Here is an 18,214-nt window from a genome sequence, read left to right on the forward strand (position 1 = left end):
GGCGGCATGGGCAATTGAGGGGGCGATCAATCGCTCCGGCCAAAGCCCAAGAAGTCGAGAATCAGATTGCGGCGCGGCTTGCGCTTGTTGCGCTCGTCGTCATCGCCCGGGCCCTTCATGTCTTGATTGCCGGCCGCCGTGGCGGAGGGCGACAGGGGCACGCTGACATTGCTGGCCGACACCTCCACTTTGGGGCTCAGGCCGTCCACCTTGCCGGTGACCTGGATGTTGTCGGCGCCCACCAGGCGAGTGGCGCCGAAGAAGGCGTTACCTGCGGTTTTGATGCCGGCGTCGCCCGCATTGATTTCACCCAGCGGGGCGTACAGATCGAGGCTGCTCTTGGCGTCCAGCACCGCAATGCCGCTGCCGCTGAACGAGCCGGAGGTGTCCACCACCAGTTGCCCGTTGGTGTTGATGCTGTAGACCGGCGCAGGGGCGCCGACCACGGTTTTGGCGCCGCGACCAGCGTCGAGATTGCCGAGGCTGGCCCACAGCAGCACATCGCCCTGGGCGAGGGTGAACACCCGCGACTGGTTGACCTCCACGCTGTTGCGCACGGCGGCGTTGATATTGCCGCCGCCCACCGTGATGATGCCCAGGTTGGCGGGCGAGTTGATCGCCGTGGCGCCGGTAATGTCACCCACATCCAGCGTGCCGCCGGGCGCGGCGATCGTGATGTTGCCGCCCTGCACCGTCTTCACCTGGCTGTTGGACAGCGTGATGTTGCCACCCACGCGCGCCGTGCCCTGCGGGTAGAGCGGATACAACACGTTCAGCGCCTGGTAGCCGCGCAGATAAGCCGTTCGGTCCTGGCTGAGCGCAGCGCGGCCGGCCGCCCGCAACTCACTGGCCAGAACTTGGCTCATGAAGACGGCCTGCAATTCGGGGCGCAGGCCTTGGAAGGCATTCGCGGCACCCGCTGCATCCAGCGCGCCGCCGCCATGCGTGTTGACGAAGGTGGTCAAGGCCGTGCTGTAGGGCGAAATGGCCAAGACCAGCGCTTGGCGCGTGATGGCGTCCAGGCTCTGCACCTTGGCGGCCAGCGCCGCGCCGAGTGCCGCGCCTTGCAGGGCGGTGCGCAGATCGCTTTCAGTCGCGGCCTGAGACGCCAGCTTCTGCGTGCTGCTCGCATTGGCCGGCAGCAGGCGTGCGGCCCCCGCCAGCAACTCCGAGCCGGGCACTGGCGCATTGGCGGCGTCGCGGGCACTGCCGGTCACTGCGCCAGCGGCGGTGGCAGCGGTGGCAGCTGTGCTCACCGACTCGGCCAGGGCGATGCCCCGGCTCACATAGGCGTCCACCGCCGTGCTGAACACGCTGTCGCCCACCAGGCTGCGCACCTGTTGCTGGCGGGTGGCCAGCGGCAAGGCCGCAAATGCCGCTGCCGCGCTTGCGGTATCGGCCGCAGACAGCAACTTGCCGCCATTCGCCAAGGCTTGCAGTTGCACCGCCAGCTCCGCCGGGAAGTTCTCCAGGCCGGCGCCCAGCAGCTGGAATTGGCTGTCCACGGCCTTGGACATGTCCGCCACCTTCACCCCCGCCAGCAAGGTCACCGCAGCGCCGCTGGCCGGTAGCAGGCGCGGGTTGTCCTGGTTGCCAACGGTGAGGATGCCTTGGCTGCCGCTCATCTGAATGTCGCGGCCCGCCGAGACCAGCAGGTCGCCCGGCCCGTCGATGCGCAGCTGCGAGGAGCCATTGGCCAAAACAACATCACGGCCCGCTTCCAGCACGCTGAGTTGGTCAGCTTGGTCGTGCTGAATCTGAATCGTGCCCACCACCCTCAAATCTTGCCCGGCGATCAATTGCACTGGACGAACGCTGAACGAGGAGCCCATCAGAGTCAAATCACCGCTCTGCGCGACGATGCGAACCGGGCTGCCACCGCTGGCGTCCAGGCCCGCAGTGGTCTGGCTCCACTGGCCGCCGTAGATCCAAAACAGATCTGACAGATTGGGCTGCAACACCGGCTTGGGCCCGGCGCTCGTGCTGGGCAAAGCCGCTGCAATCTGGAAACTGTCCAGCGTCACTTGCTGGCCGGCCAGCACCGACAAGCTGGAGGCGCCCACCGGATTTTGCAACAGCATGCCAGCGCTGACCGAGCCCTGCGGCGCGGCAATCAGCAACTCATCCGGCGAAATGTTCGCGCCGACATCACCGGGTGCAGAGCCCGACAAGGACGCCGGGCGGCGGCTGCTCACCGTCACATTTCCCGCCGCGCTGACCAGTTGCGCCTGCGAGTCATCAGACAAGCCGGAGATCATGCTCAAGCGCTGCGCCGTACTGCCCAGGGGGGACAACATCATGGCCGGGTTCGTCAAAGTGCCTACGGTCAAATCGTTCACCGCGTTGATGCGCCAGGCCGTGTCCATGTAGAAGATTTGCGGCGCGGCATAACTCAAAGCCTGCGCGTTGCTGCCGGCGATCTTGTCGCCCGCCACCAGGCTGGCCGCTGCACCGCCTGCATTGAACACCCCCCCCAGCACGTCACGCCCGGCCCGCACATCCAAGGTGCCGCCAACGGTCCAGCGCTGCTGGGCCGGTGTGTAGTTGGCGGCCCCGACATTGCCCACGGCTGAAACGGCATATCCTGTGGTCGGCGTGGAGACATCCACATCGATCACATCGCGCCCCGCCTTCACCGCCACATTGCCGCCACCAAAGGAGGCAATGCCTTGCGCAAACAAGTCGTAGCGCGCCCACAGCGCCACGCCTTGGTCGGCATTGTTGGCATTGGCCTGTCGCCACCACCAATCGGTCACGTACTGGACGCTGGCGGCACTGCTGCCATTGGTGTAGATGGCCGACGGCAGGCCCTGCACATCACGCCCGGCGCTGAGCGAGATATCGCCCGCATTCTCAAAAAATGGACCCACCAGGCCCGTGCTGGACTTCAGCAATTGGGCGTTGGGAATTCCCACTTGGTTGAGGCCAGGTGTGTCTGCCGCCGACACCGAAGTACCGGTGGTGTAGATGCGCACTTGGCTCTTGCTGCCCTTGGTGTCGAGAGCGACGCCCAGGTCAATGTCCGCTGCTGCGGCGATGGAAATATTGCCCGTCGTGCTGCGGATGAACACCACCGGCGGTACCGCAGACGTCGTGGTCGCCGCGCGGCCGATGGTCACCCCGGCGCTGCTGCCCTGCTGGACTGTCATCACATCCGCCGCGCTCAAATCGGCCCCGCCAATCAAGCGGAAGGAGGCCGCGCTCCCCGCAGTCGCCACCCCAGTGGCCGTGATGGCCATCTTGTCTGTCGCCCCCGCTGCTGCGGCAAAACCATCGCTCAAGCTGTTGGCAATCAGCAATTGACCGGCGGCCCTCAATGTCAGCGTTGGCGCCGCCCCCACACGGGCCGTGGTCGGCATCAGGTTCCAGTCGCTGCTCAGGGTCAGATTGCTGCTGGAGCGCACCTCCACGCCCGGCGCCACCGTCAGGGTCTTCAGCAGACTCGCATCGCCGTTGGCCAGTGTGAGTGCGAGATTGTTGGTGTTGCTGGCCCCCGTGCCCACAAAGGCAGCGTTGTCCGCAGCCACCAGCGAAGGCTTGAGCACCGGCGACCGGGGGGCCACCGTCGGCGCGGCCGTGGGCCTCACCGTGGGGGCGACCGTTGGCGTCGCCGTAGGGGCTACCGTCGGCGTCGCCGTAGGGGCGACCGTTGGCGTCGCCGTAGGGGCGACCGTTGGCGTCGCCGTGGGGGCGACCGTTGGCGTCGCCGTAGGGGCGATCGTTGGCGTCGCCGTCGGCGTTACCGTGGGTGCCACCGTCGGGGTGACGGTCGGGCCCGTCGGCGGCGCAGGTGGCGTCACCCCCACCGTAGTGGTGCCATTGCCGGGGGATGCCGTGGGCGATACCGTACTGGGCCAGTCTTGCCACGCGACACCCGGTGGCTGAGCCGTGGGAACCGCAGCAATCTTCCGGTCCGCACTGGCAGCCTGAATGCCACTACCGGCGACGGTCGGTCGCGCAGTGGGCCCCAGTGGCGGCGTAGGCGGTGTCACGCCCACCGTGGTGGTGCCGTTGCCGGGTGACGCAGTTGGTGAAGCCGTGGGCGCAGCGGTCGGCGCAGCCGTCGGCGCAGCGGTCGGCGCAGCCGTCGGCGCAGCGGTCGGCGCAGCCGTCGGCGCAGCGGTCGGCGCAGCCGTCGGCGCAGCGGTCGGCGCAGCCGTCGGCGCAGCCGTGGGCGCAGCGGTCGGCGCAGCCGTGGGCGCCGCGGTCGGCGCAGCCGTGGGCGCCGCGGTCGGCGCAGCCGTGGGCGCAGCGGTCGGTGCAGCCGTTGGTGCAGCAGTCGGCGCAGCCGTTGGTGCAGCAGTCGGCGCAGCCGTTGGTGCAGCAGTCGGCGCAGCCGTTGGTGCAGCAGTCGGCACAGCCGTGGGCGCCGCGGTCGGATAGGCCGTAGGGCCGAGCGGAGGCGTAGGTGGGGTCACACCGACGGTGGTGGTGCCGTTACCGGGCGAAGCCGTCGGCGAAGGGGTTGGGGCGCTGGTCGGCGCGGCGGTTGGTGCAGCAGTTGGTGCGGCGGTAGGGGCGGCGGTAGGGGCCGCAGTAGGTGCAGCCGTGGGCGCCGAAGTCGGCGTGGCCGTGGGTGCTGCAGTTGGCGCCGCGGTTGGGGTCGCGGTGGGTGCCGCAGTTGGCGAGGCCGTTGGGCCTGCAGTCGGCGCCGTTGTGGGCGCAGCGGTTGGGGCCGCAGTCGGTGCAGCCGTTGGTGTAGCGGTTGGTGTAGCCGTTGGATAGGCTGTCGGGCCAAGGGGCGGCGTGGGCGGCGTCACGTCAACGGTTGTGCTGGTGTTGCCAGGCGAGGCCGTCGGGCTACCGGTGGGGGCTGAAGTGGGTGCCGTTGTCGGGGCGACCGTAGGCGCTGCGGTGGGCGCTTTTGTGGGGGTGACGGTCGGTGCAACGGTCGGCGTCACCGTGGGCAGCGTGCCCGTTTCGCTGATCAGTTGAACGTTGTCGTACACGCGAACGGCTTCCACCTGAACGGCGCGGACGGATTGAAAGCTTGCCTGCAAGGCGTCAATGGCCACGCCGGTGCCGCCCAGATGGCTGTCATCCACTCCAGTGCGCGGTGCGCGCAGCAAAACCGTGCCATCGCGGCCGCCCGCGCCGCCGGGTGTGGCCACTGAGGCACCGGCTTCGGTGATGATGCGGCCGTTGCTGGTCATCAATTGCACGTCACCGCCGTCGGCGGCTGCGGCGCTGTTGGCCGCACTCAAGCTGGCGCCGGCGTGCAGGCTGAGGTCGCTGCCACTGGCCAGGGTGAGGGCCGCGCCGCGGTCGCTGCCGGCCACCAATTTGCCACTCACATCGAGCTTGCCGGTGTCGCTTTGCAGCACCAATTTGGCAGATTGCAGGGTGGTGGCGGCCGAGACCACTTGATTGCCGGCACGGTTGCGCACCGAAATCATCTGCGCAAATTGGCCCGCACCCAGGTGTTGCGCCAGTTGCTGCAGGTCCACGGCCTGCGCGCTGTCAAGCTGCAAGCTGGCCCCACCGGTGCCCCCTGAGACCGCGCCCGCGCCCAGCAGTTGCCCGTCCAGCGCCAAGCCGCCAAGCGGCGCGCTCAGCAGCAATTGCCCGCCAGCGCCACCCGTGACACCAGCAATACCGGCAATGCCGGAGACTGAAACGCTAGCCCCGGAGGCGAGGTTCAGTGTGCCCGTGGCGCTGTCGGCCTCGATACGGCCGGCAGATACCGCCACCGTCTGGTCGCCGATCAAGCGGCTGTAGCCCTCGACCGAGGTGTTTGAATCAGGGCCAAACTGCAGATTGCCCTGCGCCTGTACCAGCAACTGGCCCGCAGGCAGCAGCACCTGCGTGTCTTGCAAAACGGTTTGCCCAGCCAAGGTCAAGCTGGCGCCGACCCCCGGCGTATTGGCCGCTTGGGCGCTTGTGTTGCCGGCCGGGGCCGCTGCGGCCTCCAGCTTCAAGCTGCCGCCGGCCTTCAGGGTCTGTTGTGCGGCCGTTGTGGCGATCAGGCGGCTGGCACGCAAAGTCAAATCGCCAGCGGTCGAAACACCGCCGCTGCCGGACAACACAATATCGCGGCTCGCCTGCAAGGTCGACGAGGCCACGCCTTGCAATTGCTGCGCGCCGGGGCCGATCTGCAAATCGCCGCCGAGTGCTTGCAGCAGCAGCGTGCCCGTGCCGGCTGAGGCCGCGGCAAGCTGCCCCGTACTGTTGCTGAGCTTGAGGTTTTGCGCGCTCACTGTAGCGCGGGCACCGTCGGACAGGCTCAGTGCGGTGCTGTCCAGGCGCAGGGTTTGCAAACTGCTGCCTGTGCGGCCTGAACCATCAGCCCCACCCAGCTGCGCCCCATCTTCAAAATGGATGTCGCTATAACTGCGCAGTGTCAGTTGCGTGGCCTGGCCCAAACGCGCCACCTGAGCGGCATCCAGATGCAGGCTGCTACCGTCGTCTTGCGTCGGTAGCGCGCCGCCAATAACGATGCGCCCGGCCCCCACCGAAACCGCGCCAGCTTGCAAGGTCGCGCTGTTGTCGATATGGGTGCGCGCCGTGGCTTCGAGGCTCAGGCTGCCGCTCGTGCCTGCGCTCAGGCTGCTGTTAGCACCTGCCGTCAGGGTGGCCTGCGGGCTGCTCGGCACATTCGTCCGGGTCAACACCGAGGCGGCGGACGACAGCCGCAATGATGCGCCATCGCCGCTCACATTGAGATCCGCCAGGGCTGTGCCGGCAGTACCCGCCTTGGCCGCCAAGCTGGCCCCGGGCGCCAACGCAATCGACTGCTGCGCCAGCAGCACCAGGTCGGGCGAGGTCAGCGTGCTGCCAGCATCAACAAACACGCTTTGCGCCGTGACATTGGCTTGTTGATAGCCCTTGGCATTGGTGCTGCGCGTGGCGCCCAGCACCAGGCTGCCGGCGCCGGAGGCGTTCAAATCAGCGGCTGATAACACCAGGGCATCGCCTTGGGTTGCTGTCGCTGATGTAGACGTTGTGGCTGCCGCGTTGTCTGAAACCACGATGCGTGCAGATGCAAGGCTCAGCGCCCCCGCACCAGCCGAGTCGGCGTGCCCAAAATTCATACTGCCTTTAAAGGCCAGTTGCGCGGCGCTGATGTTCAACGCCCCCGCATCCACCGCTGCGGCGGGCGCACTCAGGCCATCACGCGCAGCCAGGGCTGCGAAGTAACTGTCAGCCTGAACGGTTCTGATTTCAGACGACTTGCGCGCCAAGGCGCTTGGCGTGAAGGTGAAGGCACTGGGCCGTGAATCTTCCAGATCAGTGCCCGCGACGGAGAACTGCGCACCCGCGACGATCGCCCCGTTGTCTTGCACCACCGCTGTGTTGCGCGACACCGTGCCCGCGCCGCTGTTGGGGCTGACCAGATAACTGCCCGGCAATACGGCGTAGGCCGCCGGCAACACGGTGTAGAGCCCCGCTTTGAGGGTTTGCGTGCCGAACTGCAGATCACGCGACAAGCGCAACTGCCGCCCGACCGGGATCGACGCGCTCGCACCGCTGGCATCGGTTTGCTGCGCCAAATGGGTGTCCAGCGGCGCCAACAGCGCGCTGCCCGGCACGATGGCAAAGGCACCGTTGGCCGCACCAGCAAACACATTCTGCGAGCCCCCCGGCCCGGCCACAAATTCAGACGCCTGCAGCGCGCCACCGCCAGACAAATCCAGCTGCGCCTTCTGCGTGCCATTGCTGAGCAACTGCACCTGCGGCGCCACCAAATCAATCTGCTTAGCGGGCACGCCTGCCACCAAATTCGGCTCCGAGCCGTAGTACCAGGAGGCACCGCCCAGCGTGCTGCCGTAGGGCACCAACAAACCGTTACCCGACACGGAGGTCACGCTGTTGGGCGTCAGCACCACGCTGTTTGTGGCCTGAAAGCTCAGGCTGCCCAACGGCGCGCGCAAGACACCGCCTTGAACAATGTCTTGCGCCTTCAAGATCAGCTGCGAGCCCGCCGAAAGCGGCGCAGCTGGAATGGCCGTGGCGTCACTGGCTGTCGCCGGACGCGAGATCGTCAGCGTGTGCGCCCCCGCATCCACGCTGAACTGGCTGGCCGTCGTGCCATAGACCTGCAAAGCCGCCAGTGAGAGATCGGCGGGGCTGCTCAAGCCGCCTGTGATGCTGCCGTTGGTACCCGCAACGCCTTGCAGCCGGATGTCGCCCTGGCTGTTCAACGCCACCGCCGAGGCGCCGCCGATTTGCACCTGGCCCACCACATCAATGCTGCTCGCCCCGCCCTGGCTGGCAGCCAGCGTGCCGGCTGTGGCCGTGGGTGCCGCCACCACCGTGAGCTTGCCCGAGCCGGCTTGCGCCTGCGTCGAAGCGGCATAGCCCACATTGTTATTGCTCAGCGTCACCGACGCGCCGCTCAGCATCGCCTGCGCCGCCGGGTCCAGCTGGACCAGGCCTGCGTTCAAGTTCAAGTGACGCGCAGCACCCAGATTGAGCGAGTCGCCCAGCACCAGGCTGTCCAGCGAGCTGAGACTGATATCAGCCAGGCTGCCCGGCATGCCCAGCAACTCCTGCCCCAAGGCAACGGTTTTGACGCCGCTCACAGCTTGCGCCTGCGCGGCGCCCGCCATCACCAGCAAGCGATGCGCCACCACGCCCGTGCTGGTCGGGTCCGCCTTGAAGGTGCTCACCGTCAATTGACCCGCGGCCTGCCCAGCGCCACCTGCGGCCGCTTGAAACTTGCTGGCCAGCAGGCTGTCGCCCGCATTGTCCACCGCCACATTGACCGTGAGTTGGCCCGCCGCACTGGCCACTGTCTGCCGGCCTTCCGCAAAGGCGGCACCCGTGGCGCCGCCATCCAGCACGGCCTGCGCGCCATTGGCGCTGATCACCGAGCCGGCCGCCAGATTCAAGGCCGATCCTGTCAGGGTGACACTGCCGCCATTCAAGACCTTGCCGCGCAACAAGCCATCGGTACTCGGCGTTTGCAGCAAGCGCCCGGACACATCGATCGCGCTGGTGCTGCCCAACTTGACCGCACCCGTCTTGGCGGCAAGCGACACCGTGCCGCCGGCTGCGCTCAACTGCCCATCCACCTGCACGGTGCCACCGGATTTGAGTACCAAATTCGCCAGCGGGTCGAGCTGCACTGTACTGCCCGCAGACAGGGTCAACTGGCCGGCCGAACCATTGACCGCATCGCCGCTGGATTGCAACGCCAGGTTCACAGGCCGGCGCAAGCTCACATCCTGCACGGTGACAGGCAGCAACTGCGACAATACCGCCCCGGTGTGCCCCTGGCGCAGGCTGGGGTTTGCGTTCAAATAGGAATGCAGCACCGGTGCAATCTGGGTGCCTGACGTGACGCTCAATTCACGCTGACCGTCCAAAGCGATGCTGCCAAACCCGCCCTGCGAGAAAAAGTCAGCAGCCAGATTCAACTGGCCTGTGAGGGTGCCATGGGTGTTAGCTGCTTGTGTGCCGTCGATCTGGATCTCAGCCGTGCGCAATGTCAGGCTGCCGCCCTTGCTCAGACCAAACGCCCGCAAGGCGCCGGCAGCACCCGGATCAAAGACTTGATTGACCCCGCCCACCAAGCTGCTGCTCAAGGCGATGCTGCCCGCATCACCCGCCAGCACACCGCCTGCGGCGTTCACACGTGCGCCACCTGACACATCCACCACGGCAGCCTGGCCCAACACCAAGCCTGCGCCCGAATTGAGCGTCACGCTGCCGCCGGTGATGGCACGCTGCGCCGTCAAGCCATCACGCTCTTGATTGAGTAGACGCCCCGCCAAATCCAAGGTAACGCCTGTGGCCACCTTGATGTTGCCCGGCGTGGTGCCGCGCTGGTTGTTGGCCACGGTCTGCGCCGTCAGGCTGCCGCCAGCCATCGTCACGTCTGCCGCCAGGTCAATGCCCTGCCCACCGCGTGCGTACAAATTGAGCGCACCGGCGTCCGGCAAACTCAGCGCAGCGCCCGCATCGCTGGAAATGCCTTGGTCAGTTGCCAGCACGATGCGCCCCAGGCCCGAGGCCTGGAGCAAGCCTACGCTGAGCTCGGTTCGCCCATTGCGCAAGGGCGCGGCGCTCAAGTCCATCCCAGGGTTGGCCCAGAAGCTGGCGTCGATGTCAGTCAGCGTGTTGCGCAGCGCGATGGCGCTGTCCACACCGGTGGTGGCGCCCTCGGCACTGGCAGCGGTCAAAGGCATCTGCCCGATCTGCAAGGTGCCCAGGGTGGGCAAGGCGTCTTGCCCAGCCAATTGCCGGCTGCCCGTCACCGTGTTGGCGCTCAGTTTGGCGTCCAGCACCACCTGCTGGCCCAGTACACGCACGGTGCCAGCGGCTTGCCCATCCACATAACCGGGCGTGACGATGCCCTGCGTGCTGGCGCCAAAGCCCAGCACCTTGCCCCAGCGCCCGTAGAGCCCGTAGCTGGCATTGCTGATGCCGGTGTAGGTGAGTGTGCTTGGCGCGTTATTGAGCGTGTAGGGGCTACCGTCTTGAGCCGTCAAGACGGTAGGCTGCACCTTGGCGGCGGTGTAGCTGACTTGCCCGCCCGACACGTTCAGCGATGAGCCAGACTGGGCCGCGACCAAACCTGTGCTTTCCAGCAAGAGCGTGCCGCCGGCGGCCATGCGCTCGTCCGCCGTCTTGGCGATACCGGCCTTGTAGCTGCTGATGTCACCCAGGATGGGCGAACCGGCGCGAATGTCAAACGTCACTTTCGCGCGGTACAGGGGCCCGTCCTTCTGCAGGGGCGCATCTTTCAGGTCATTGGCCCCCAGCAAGTCGGTGGTGACGAAATTGCGCGCAGCGGACACCACGGTGTCGCTCGTGCCGGAGACGTCGATGGCCGCGCCGGTGCCCATCACCAGGCGGGCTTGCGGATCGTAGTTGCGGCTCAGATTGGGCGGTGCCAAAGCAGTGAAGCTGGTGCCGGAGTAGCCGTCGTAATTCGGCGTTGTTTCAGCGCGCAGGCGCACCACCGCGCCCGGTGCTGTCACCTTGGCACCGGGGTCTGTGCCGGCGGCGCCTTGCAAGATGATGCTCTGGGCATTCATCTCGATGCGCGAGGCGGTGAACTGGTCGCTGGTCGACGTTGCGGTGGCGGTGCCCGCATCGGGCGTGATCTCCACAGTGCTGCCCGAACCCAAGGTCAGCACACCGCCCACGGTGGCTCGCTTGGTAATGGGCGTGCTGCTCCCCGAAGTCGCGCCGCCGCGCGCCAGCAAGAAGACGGAGCCGTTTTCGCTCACACTGGTGCTGGCACTGATGCGCCCCAGCTGATTCACCGCCATGCCTACCAGCGTGGTGTTGCCCCGGTTGCTGATGATCTCGCCCAGCTGATCGACACGGCCCACGCCCGTGCCCACTTCAACCAGCAGGCCACGCACAGCCGGCACGGCGGGGTTGACCTCAGAGGCATAGAGCTTTTCAGCGGTCGGCGCCTGCAAATACACCTGCTGGCCCGCAGCTAACACGGTCTGCCCCCCGGGGGTTTCGACGTGGCCCTTGTTCACCACTTCTTCAGCGAACAAGAACACCCGCCCACCTTCCGGCGTGACGATGGAGGCGCCTTTCGACACCTCGACAAAACCGGCGCCCACCAGCGGCACGCCCAAGCCGTTCGGGTCCCGCTGAAAGCTGGGGATGCCGCTGTAAATCGATTTAGTCAGGCCGTTCAAGAAATCATCGTTGTCCACGTTCAACGTGGCGGCCACCAAAGAACTCACATTGACTTGCGCGTTAGGTCCGAACAAGACGCCGTTGCCATTCAGCACGAACACATCGCCACCCGTGATGCGCGCGGCCTGGCTGCCGCCTGTCACAAAAGCCGGATTGGGCACCGTGGAAGACAGCTTGCCAAACACCAAGCTGGGCGCGCTGGTGTTGTCCACCCGGTTGAGCGCCGCGCTGCCCACCGAGGGCATGCGGAACTCCACGCTGCTGTTGGCGCCGATGTCAAAGCTGTTCCACTGGTAGATCGTGCGAGCGGTGCTTTGGTCGATCACCATGCTGCGCCCGGTGCCTGCGCTGTTCGTGCTGACCGACTGCACCGCCTTACCGTTGATCACCCGCATGCCTGCGGGCAAGGCAGTGGTAGCGGGCGGCACCACGCCCGCGCGAACCTGCGCCATCGACTGCAACGGCCAAATCGCCAGCAGGCTGACCACCAACGGCGCCACGGCGGGCGCAAATGCGGGCACGAAAGAAGTTGCGGCAGGCGCAAAACCTCTTGCCCCTGACGAGGCCTCAGACCGGCGATAGGCTTTGAACGGAGTGCGGGCGTTGGGAGACATGGTGGCTTTCGCGGGTCACAGGACGTGGTGACGCCCGGGGTCAGATCTGTGCGCTCAGGCGCACATGAAGGCGGGGTTCGCCCTTGGGGCTCAGGCGGGTGGTCTTCAAGGGCCAGCCCACATCCAGATCGGCATTGATATTCGGCGCGGCGCGAAACCGCAGGCCCAAGCCGGTTCCGGCCAGCGACACATGCTCTTGCTGTTCCGGCAAAGGTTGCAACGTGCGTGCCTGGCCGGCTTCGACAAAGCCCAGCAGGTTCAGCTCACGCGGCCGGCCTGCGCCCGCCGCAGCCGCGCCGGAGGCAGCCCAACCGCTCAGCAGATTGCGGCTGCGCCACTCCAGCGAGCCCAGCCATGCGGTATCACCCGCGGCTTCGGCGTCAAGATAACCTCGCACCGTATCGGCGCCACCCATGGCCATCTGCTCACCCGACACCAGCGGCTGAGTGCTCAGCTGCCAACCCAAGTGCAGATGCAGATCGCCCCAACTGCCCGCGTCAGCGCTGTCTTGCCCCAGCAGGCGCGTGACGGAACGATTGCCCCGCAGGTCGCCACGCCAATAGGCGAAGCTGCCATCGGCACCATCGCGGGAGCATTGGAATTGATCCACCTGCCCCACATTGCCAGGGCAATCGATTTGCTGAGCAAACAGACTGCGGCTGGCAAACACCAGGCTGGTGGTCAGCTGAGTCTGGCCGCTAGTGCCAAACCAGTTGCCGGTATAGCCCGCTTGAAAAGGCAGGTAGCGCACGGGTGTCGAGAGATCCGTACCGCCGAACTGTTGGCGTTGGCGCACGTCTTTGTAATCGGCCCCCAGGCTGAAGCTGTGCGCCTCATCGGCAAGGCCCACCGTGCGCACCCAGCGCAAGCCGTAAGTGGCGCCCTTGCCAATCACCGTGCCGGCGCCCAAGGGGGCCACCAAACTGTCAGACAAGACGGCATAGCCCAGCACGCTGTCTTGTCCGCCCAAGGGCGCGCTGTAGTTGGCCACAAACACGCTGGACTGGCGCACTTCACGCGGCGCCGTAGTCAAGGTCAACGACAGGCTGTGGTCGCGTTGCCAGAGGTTGTCATACCGCACATTGAGCGATGCACGCCAAGGATCGGTGTCGGCCGTATGCCGATTGTTGATCTCCAGGCTGGCGGACATGGGCAGCTTGTCAGCCACCCGCAACTCCACATCAAAGGTACCGGGCGTCAGGCCGGGTTTGAGCAATTGCTGGATCTGCCGTTCATCGCGCGTGATTTCGCTAATCTGCCGCGCTGCTTCGTTGAAGTCGGGCACCTGGCCGGGCGCCATCTGGCTGACCCGTTCGCGAATCACGCCTTGGTCGTAGTAGCGCGCGCCCGTCACGCGCAAGCGCTCCACACGGCCCTCGGTGACATGCAGGCGCACGACGCCGCCGTCCACCCGCTGCTCGGGCACATCAACAAACACCGTGAGATAGCCCGCCTGCTGATAACGCTTTTCCAAAGCGTCACGCGCGGCCTCGACATCGCTCATCTGGCGGTCATCACCCATGAAGGGCGTGACGGTCTGCTCCACCACTGCCACAGGCAGCACGGTGTTGCCGTCAATCTCGAATTCGAGAATGGCAAAACGTGGTACCTCGGGAAACGCGGTAGCAGCGGCAGCAGCGGCAGCAGCGGCTGAAAATGCCTGCGCCCGGGACGCCTCAGGCGCCAGAAGCCCCCCCAACACGAGCAAACCAAGACACATCGCCGGACCCGCCGAAGACTCGGCTTTCCGAAGAGAGAACTTTCCAGCAAGGGCGAGGCAAAGCCTCGCCGGCAGAGACGCCGCGAGATATTTCATGATGGAAAAAGTATGGGCCGGCGCGATGAATCGCCGATGAACAGGCATGGTCCGTTCGGCTCAGACCCCACAAGCCAAGGGGTCGATGAACGGTCATGTAAACGTTGACATGACGCCGCAACAAAAAGGGGCAGCGAGTCGCCTCACCAGCCCCTGTTTTTCTGCATTGCGCAACAAGGTGCGCACGCAAACCCGGCTCAAAACCGGCTCAAGCGCGGCGACGCACCCGCCATCCCATAGCCGCCAAGCCCAGCCCCATCAAGGCCCAGCTTGATGGCTCAGGCACCGCCGTGACAGTGGCTGCGAGCGAACTGGCCAACAGCGTGCCCACCACCAGCGACGAGGGCTTGTAATTCGCAAACTCCGCCACCGCCGGTACATAAAAACTTGTGCTGAAGCCCGCCGCAAAATCGGTGAAGCTCAGGCGCTGCATTCCTGCCGCAGAGGTCGCCACCGGCAATGAAGAATTCAGCGTGTAGCTCAGCAAATACTGCCCCGCGTAAATCGAGTTGGCATCGCTCGGCACCTTGGTAAAACCCCAGTAGCCGTTGGCGCTGAGGTTGTCCATTTTGTCGGTCACGATGGTGTTGTTCGCATTGCTGCCGCCGGACGACGAAAGGTAGTAGAACCAGGAGGAAACACCCACCTTGTTGCTGATGTCAAACGGCGCGTTGCCGTTCAGGGTCGGGGTCATGGACTTACCGCCCGTGCCGTCATAGGCATTGACTGTCGAATCAGACAGGGCATTGACGCTGCTGCCATTGACGGTGTAGTCGGCAACGCCGCTCCCTTGGGTTCCCGTCACATTCACCTGGGTATAGAAATTTCCCGCCTGATTGAGCGCATTACCCAGCAAGCTATTTTTCAAGCTGGCCACGTTGCCTTCATCACCTTGTTGAATGGTCGTGAACAGGCGCGGGCCCACGCCAAAAAATTTGCCATCACCGGGCACACCACCGGTACTCCCGGTGGAGCCGGTTTGCTTCATGCCAAACACCATCCACCGCAAATTGCTGGCATCCACATTGTGGTTGGTCAAAAAGTCGGTCCAAGCCGCATCGCTGATCGGAATGTATTGGTGCACCCCAATTTCCTGCTGCGCGGCCACGAAAAAATGATTGATGTCCAAGCCCAGGTCCAGGGTGTAAGACACCTGGGCCGTCGCATCGAACACCGACAACGCCAACTCGCCGTTGGAGTTGTACAGATTGGTCGAATTGGTGCCCACGCCTGGCGAAATTGCCGCCAGAGCAGAGCCGCCCGCCGCAACGCTCAAGCTCAGAAAGCCGATTTGCCCGAGGCCCTTTCGTGCACAAAAAAGAAAGTCGAACAATGCCCACGCCGCGCCACCAGGGGATTGAGCTCGCTTCTTGATCATCACATTCTCCAAAATAGTTCAAGGGCAGAAGGGTTCTGCCCCTTCTGCCCGCATTTCCTGCCCAACCCAACCGTCATGCACTGCAAAGTGCCTTGCATGAGAGCTGGGATTCAGTGCTTCCGCACGATCAGTTGGCGCGTGTCAAGGGGTTGCAACTGTTACCCAGGCGAGTAACCCGCGAACCAAACTTGACGACGTTGGCATCGGCGCTCAAGGTCGGGTCAGCATCGGTATAGCTGTTGGACAGGGTCAACACGCCTTGCTGCGAACCCGCCGACAGGTAGTTCAAGGTGGCAGGCTTGCCCATGGCCTTGACAAAGTTCTTCACGAACAGTTGTTGCGTGGCGCCCAGGGTTGCCAAAGCGCTTGTGCCGTACTGCATGGTGGACTCCACCACGTAGTCGTAGTTGCCACCCTTGGCGTTGGTGCTGGTGGGGTAAGCGCCTTCAACACGGATGTGCTTCCACGAGTCGGTGGACTTGCGGATATTTTCCTTGGACACGTGGCCGATGGCGTAGCCGCCTGCCTTTTGTGCGCTGTTGATGCAGCTCACCACGTCGCCAGTGCCGGGGCCTTCAAACACAAACACGCCGCCTGTGGGCATCGTGCCGTCGGCAAAGGTGATGCCGTCGGCCGAGGTGCCACCCATATTGGCGCGGGCGTAGTTGATCGGGGTCAGATTTCCATTCACAGTCTTGCCAGTCCATGCCGACATGAAGTCAGGCGCAGCTGACGTGGAGGCATTGACGTCCAACGAGGTCAGCGAATTGTTGCTGCAGCCATAGGCACCAAATTGCAAGTTGGCGGCGGTCTGAGTGCCCGAACCCTGCACGCGGCGGCAGATGTTGAACTGGGTGCCCACCTTGGCCGCAGTGCTCTTCACCAACAAGTTCCAGCTGGGCGCGCCTGTGAACACGGTGCGGGCCACAGCTTGGCCGATAGACGGAATGCAAGTCTCGTCCGTCGAAGTGGTTGTGCAAGCGACGCCCGAAGCGTCCTTCTTGGCCGACAAGCCTTGGTAGTCGAACATGTCGGCATACAAATTGTCATTGACCACCACGCCGAAGACTGTTTGCACCACAGGTGTGATGGACAAAGCGCTGATGTCGCCGGCGCTAAGGCCATTGGCGCTATAAGTCGGTGCACCCAGGCCTTGGTCGTTGGGCACGTTGATGCCCTTGAACATGCCGGGCTCCAAGTCGGAAATACCGAAGTTAGGCACTTTGGAATCAGTCACCGGGCAGCCGGTGTACACATGGTCAGCCGTGACCATGGTGCACTTGCTCACGTCAGCCACATTGACAAAGGGGATGGCGGTGTTGGCGGCAATCGGGAACACGCCTTGGGCGGAGCCACCAGCGTCAGTCTTGAAAAACGCGACCGGCGTGCCGGCGGTGAGGCCCAGGGTGTTGCCCGAAGCCGCGTTGCAGGTGATGGCCCAGTCGTTGCCGCTGATGGTGGTCAAGTCGGCAGCAATGTTGTACAGCGTGACGGAAGCAGCGGAAGCGCCACCGCACACGTCATTGCCGACGATGCCGGCCACAGCCAGGCGCAGGGCGGAAGAGCCAGCCAGATAGATCTTGACCGTGCTGCTGCTGTTGACGTTAACGGCAGGAGCCGCAAAAGCGGAAGATGCACCGACAAGGGCGGCGGCGGCAAGAGCGATGGAGCGGATTTTCATGAAATTCAACCTTTGGACGAGTCGGACCCGTGCCCGGCACGCGCCGGGCACTCGACAAAAAAATAGAAATCAGGGCACATTGAAGTGGGTGGCAAGGCACCCACTTCAGGCCAAGTGCTGAGCGATCAGGCTTGGCGGCGACGCACCACGAAGCCGACACCCATCAGGCCAGCCAGCAGCAAGGCGTAAGAGCTTGGCTCAGGCACGGCAGCGGCAGGTGCGTTGTAGACCAGCGTGGCATTACCGGTGGTGGAAGCGTTCAGCGTGAACGAGCCCAGCATGGTGAACTTGGTCGGGTCAGTGGCGGCTTGCGTGTTGTTGGTCTGCACCGTGACGTTGGCGGTAGCGCCGATCACGTTGACGTCATGGATTTGCGCATTGCCGTTGAAAGTGGGGGTCAGCACAGCGCCCGTGAAGTCCTCACCGGCCAGCGCCTTGCCGTCCAACACGGTGTTGTAGCTGGAGCCATTGGCCTGCGTAGCATGCGTGCCCGTAGCATTGACCGCATTGTAGAAATTAGCGACTTGGCCCTTGAAGGCAAAGAAAGAGGCCGTCACTAGGCTCTGACCTTGTACGCCCAACTTGCTCTCGTCGCCATTTTTAACCGTCACCACCATATTGGTGTGGCCCGGCACCGTGGTGCCAAACGTGGTGGACTGCCAGCCCATCACCAACCAAGAAGAGGTGGCCAGATTGGCATTGGCCAAATAGGTCTTCCAGTTGGCATCGCCCGCGAAGTCCCAGGTCGTGCTATAGCCAGCCGTGGTGGCCACGGCCAGGAAAGAAGCCTGGTCGGGAAACTGGTCACCCAGGTCCTTGGTGTAAGACACCTTGGCAACGGCGTCGTACACCGTCAGGAACATTTCACCAGGCTTGCCCGCACCGGTAGAGGGAGTGGTACCGTCACCGGTGATCGTCGCGAAAGCCGGGCTCACGCCCAGGGCCAGCAAAGCTGCAGCAGCAGCGATTTTCTTGATGCTCATTTGAAAACTCCAGTGGATTGAACTCGAAAGGACAGGTGCCGACCGTGGCCCGAACAGGCCCCATGAAGATCGGCGCCGCCTAAGGAGCAACCACTGGCGAGCGTCTGAAATTTCAAACGTTGCGGCGGCCGCTTT

5 protein-coding genes are annotated in these 18,214 nt (G+C 64.7%); all 5 read right to left on the reverse strand.

Annotation, left to right across the window (positions count from 1 at the left end; genetic code table 11):
* Positions 1 to 26: 26 nt before the first annotated feature.
* Positions 27 to 12,221, reverse strand: coding sequence for a filamentous haemagglutinin family protein (locus tag PRZ01_RS02440; protein WP_273595167.1), 12,195 nt, complete (start codon positions 12,219 to 12,221; stop codon positions 27 to 29).
* Positions 12,222 to 12,261: 40 nt separating this feature from the next.
* Positions 12,262 to 13,923, reverse strand: a complete 1,662-nt coding sequence (locus tag PRZ01_RS02445; RefSeq protein WP_273595168.1) for a ShlB/FhaC/HecB family hemolysin secretion/activation protein — start codon at positions 13,921 to 13,923, stop codon at positions 12,262 to 12,264.
* A 322-nt stretch (positions 13,924 to 14,245) separates the two neighbouring features.
* A complete protein-coding gene (locus tag PRZ01_RS02450; RefSeq protein WP_273595169.1) occupies positions 14,246 to 15,415 on the reverse strand; it encodes a PEP-CTERM sorting domain-containing protein in 1,170 nt (389 codons plus the stop codon).
* Between the two features lie 127 nt (positions 15,416 to 15,542).
* Positions 15,543 to 17,096 (reverse strand): hypothetical protein, encoded by a 1,554-nt coding sequence (locus tag PRZ01_RS02455; protein WP_273595170.1) that lies wholly within the window; start codon positions 17,094 to 17,096, stop codon positions 15,543 to 15,545.
* 125 nt (positions 17,097 to 17,221) lie between these two features.
* A complete protein-coding gene (locus PRZ01_RS02460; protein ID WP_273595171.1) occupies positions 17,222 to 18,079 on the reverse strand; it encodes a PEP-CTERM sorting domain-containing protein in 858 nt (285 codons plus the stop codon).
* Positions 18,080 to 18,214: the final 135 nt, after the last annotated feature.

Source organism: Roseateles koreensis (assembly GCF_028595305.1).
GTDB classification, from domain to species: domain Bacteria; phylum Pseudomonadota; class Gammaproteobacteria; order Burkholderiales; family Burkholderiaceae_C; genus Paucibacter_A; species Paucibacter_A koreensis.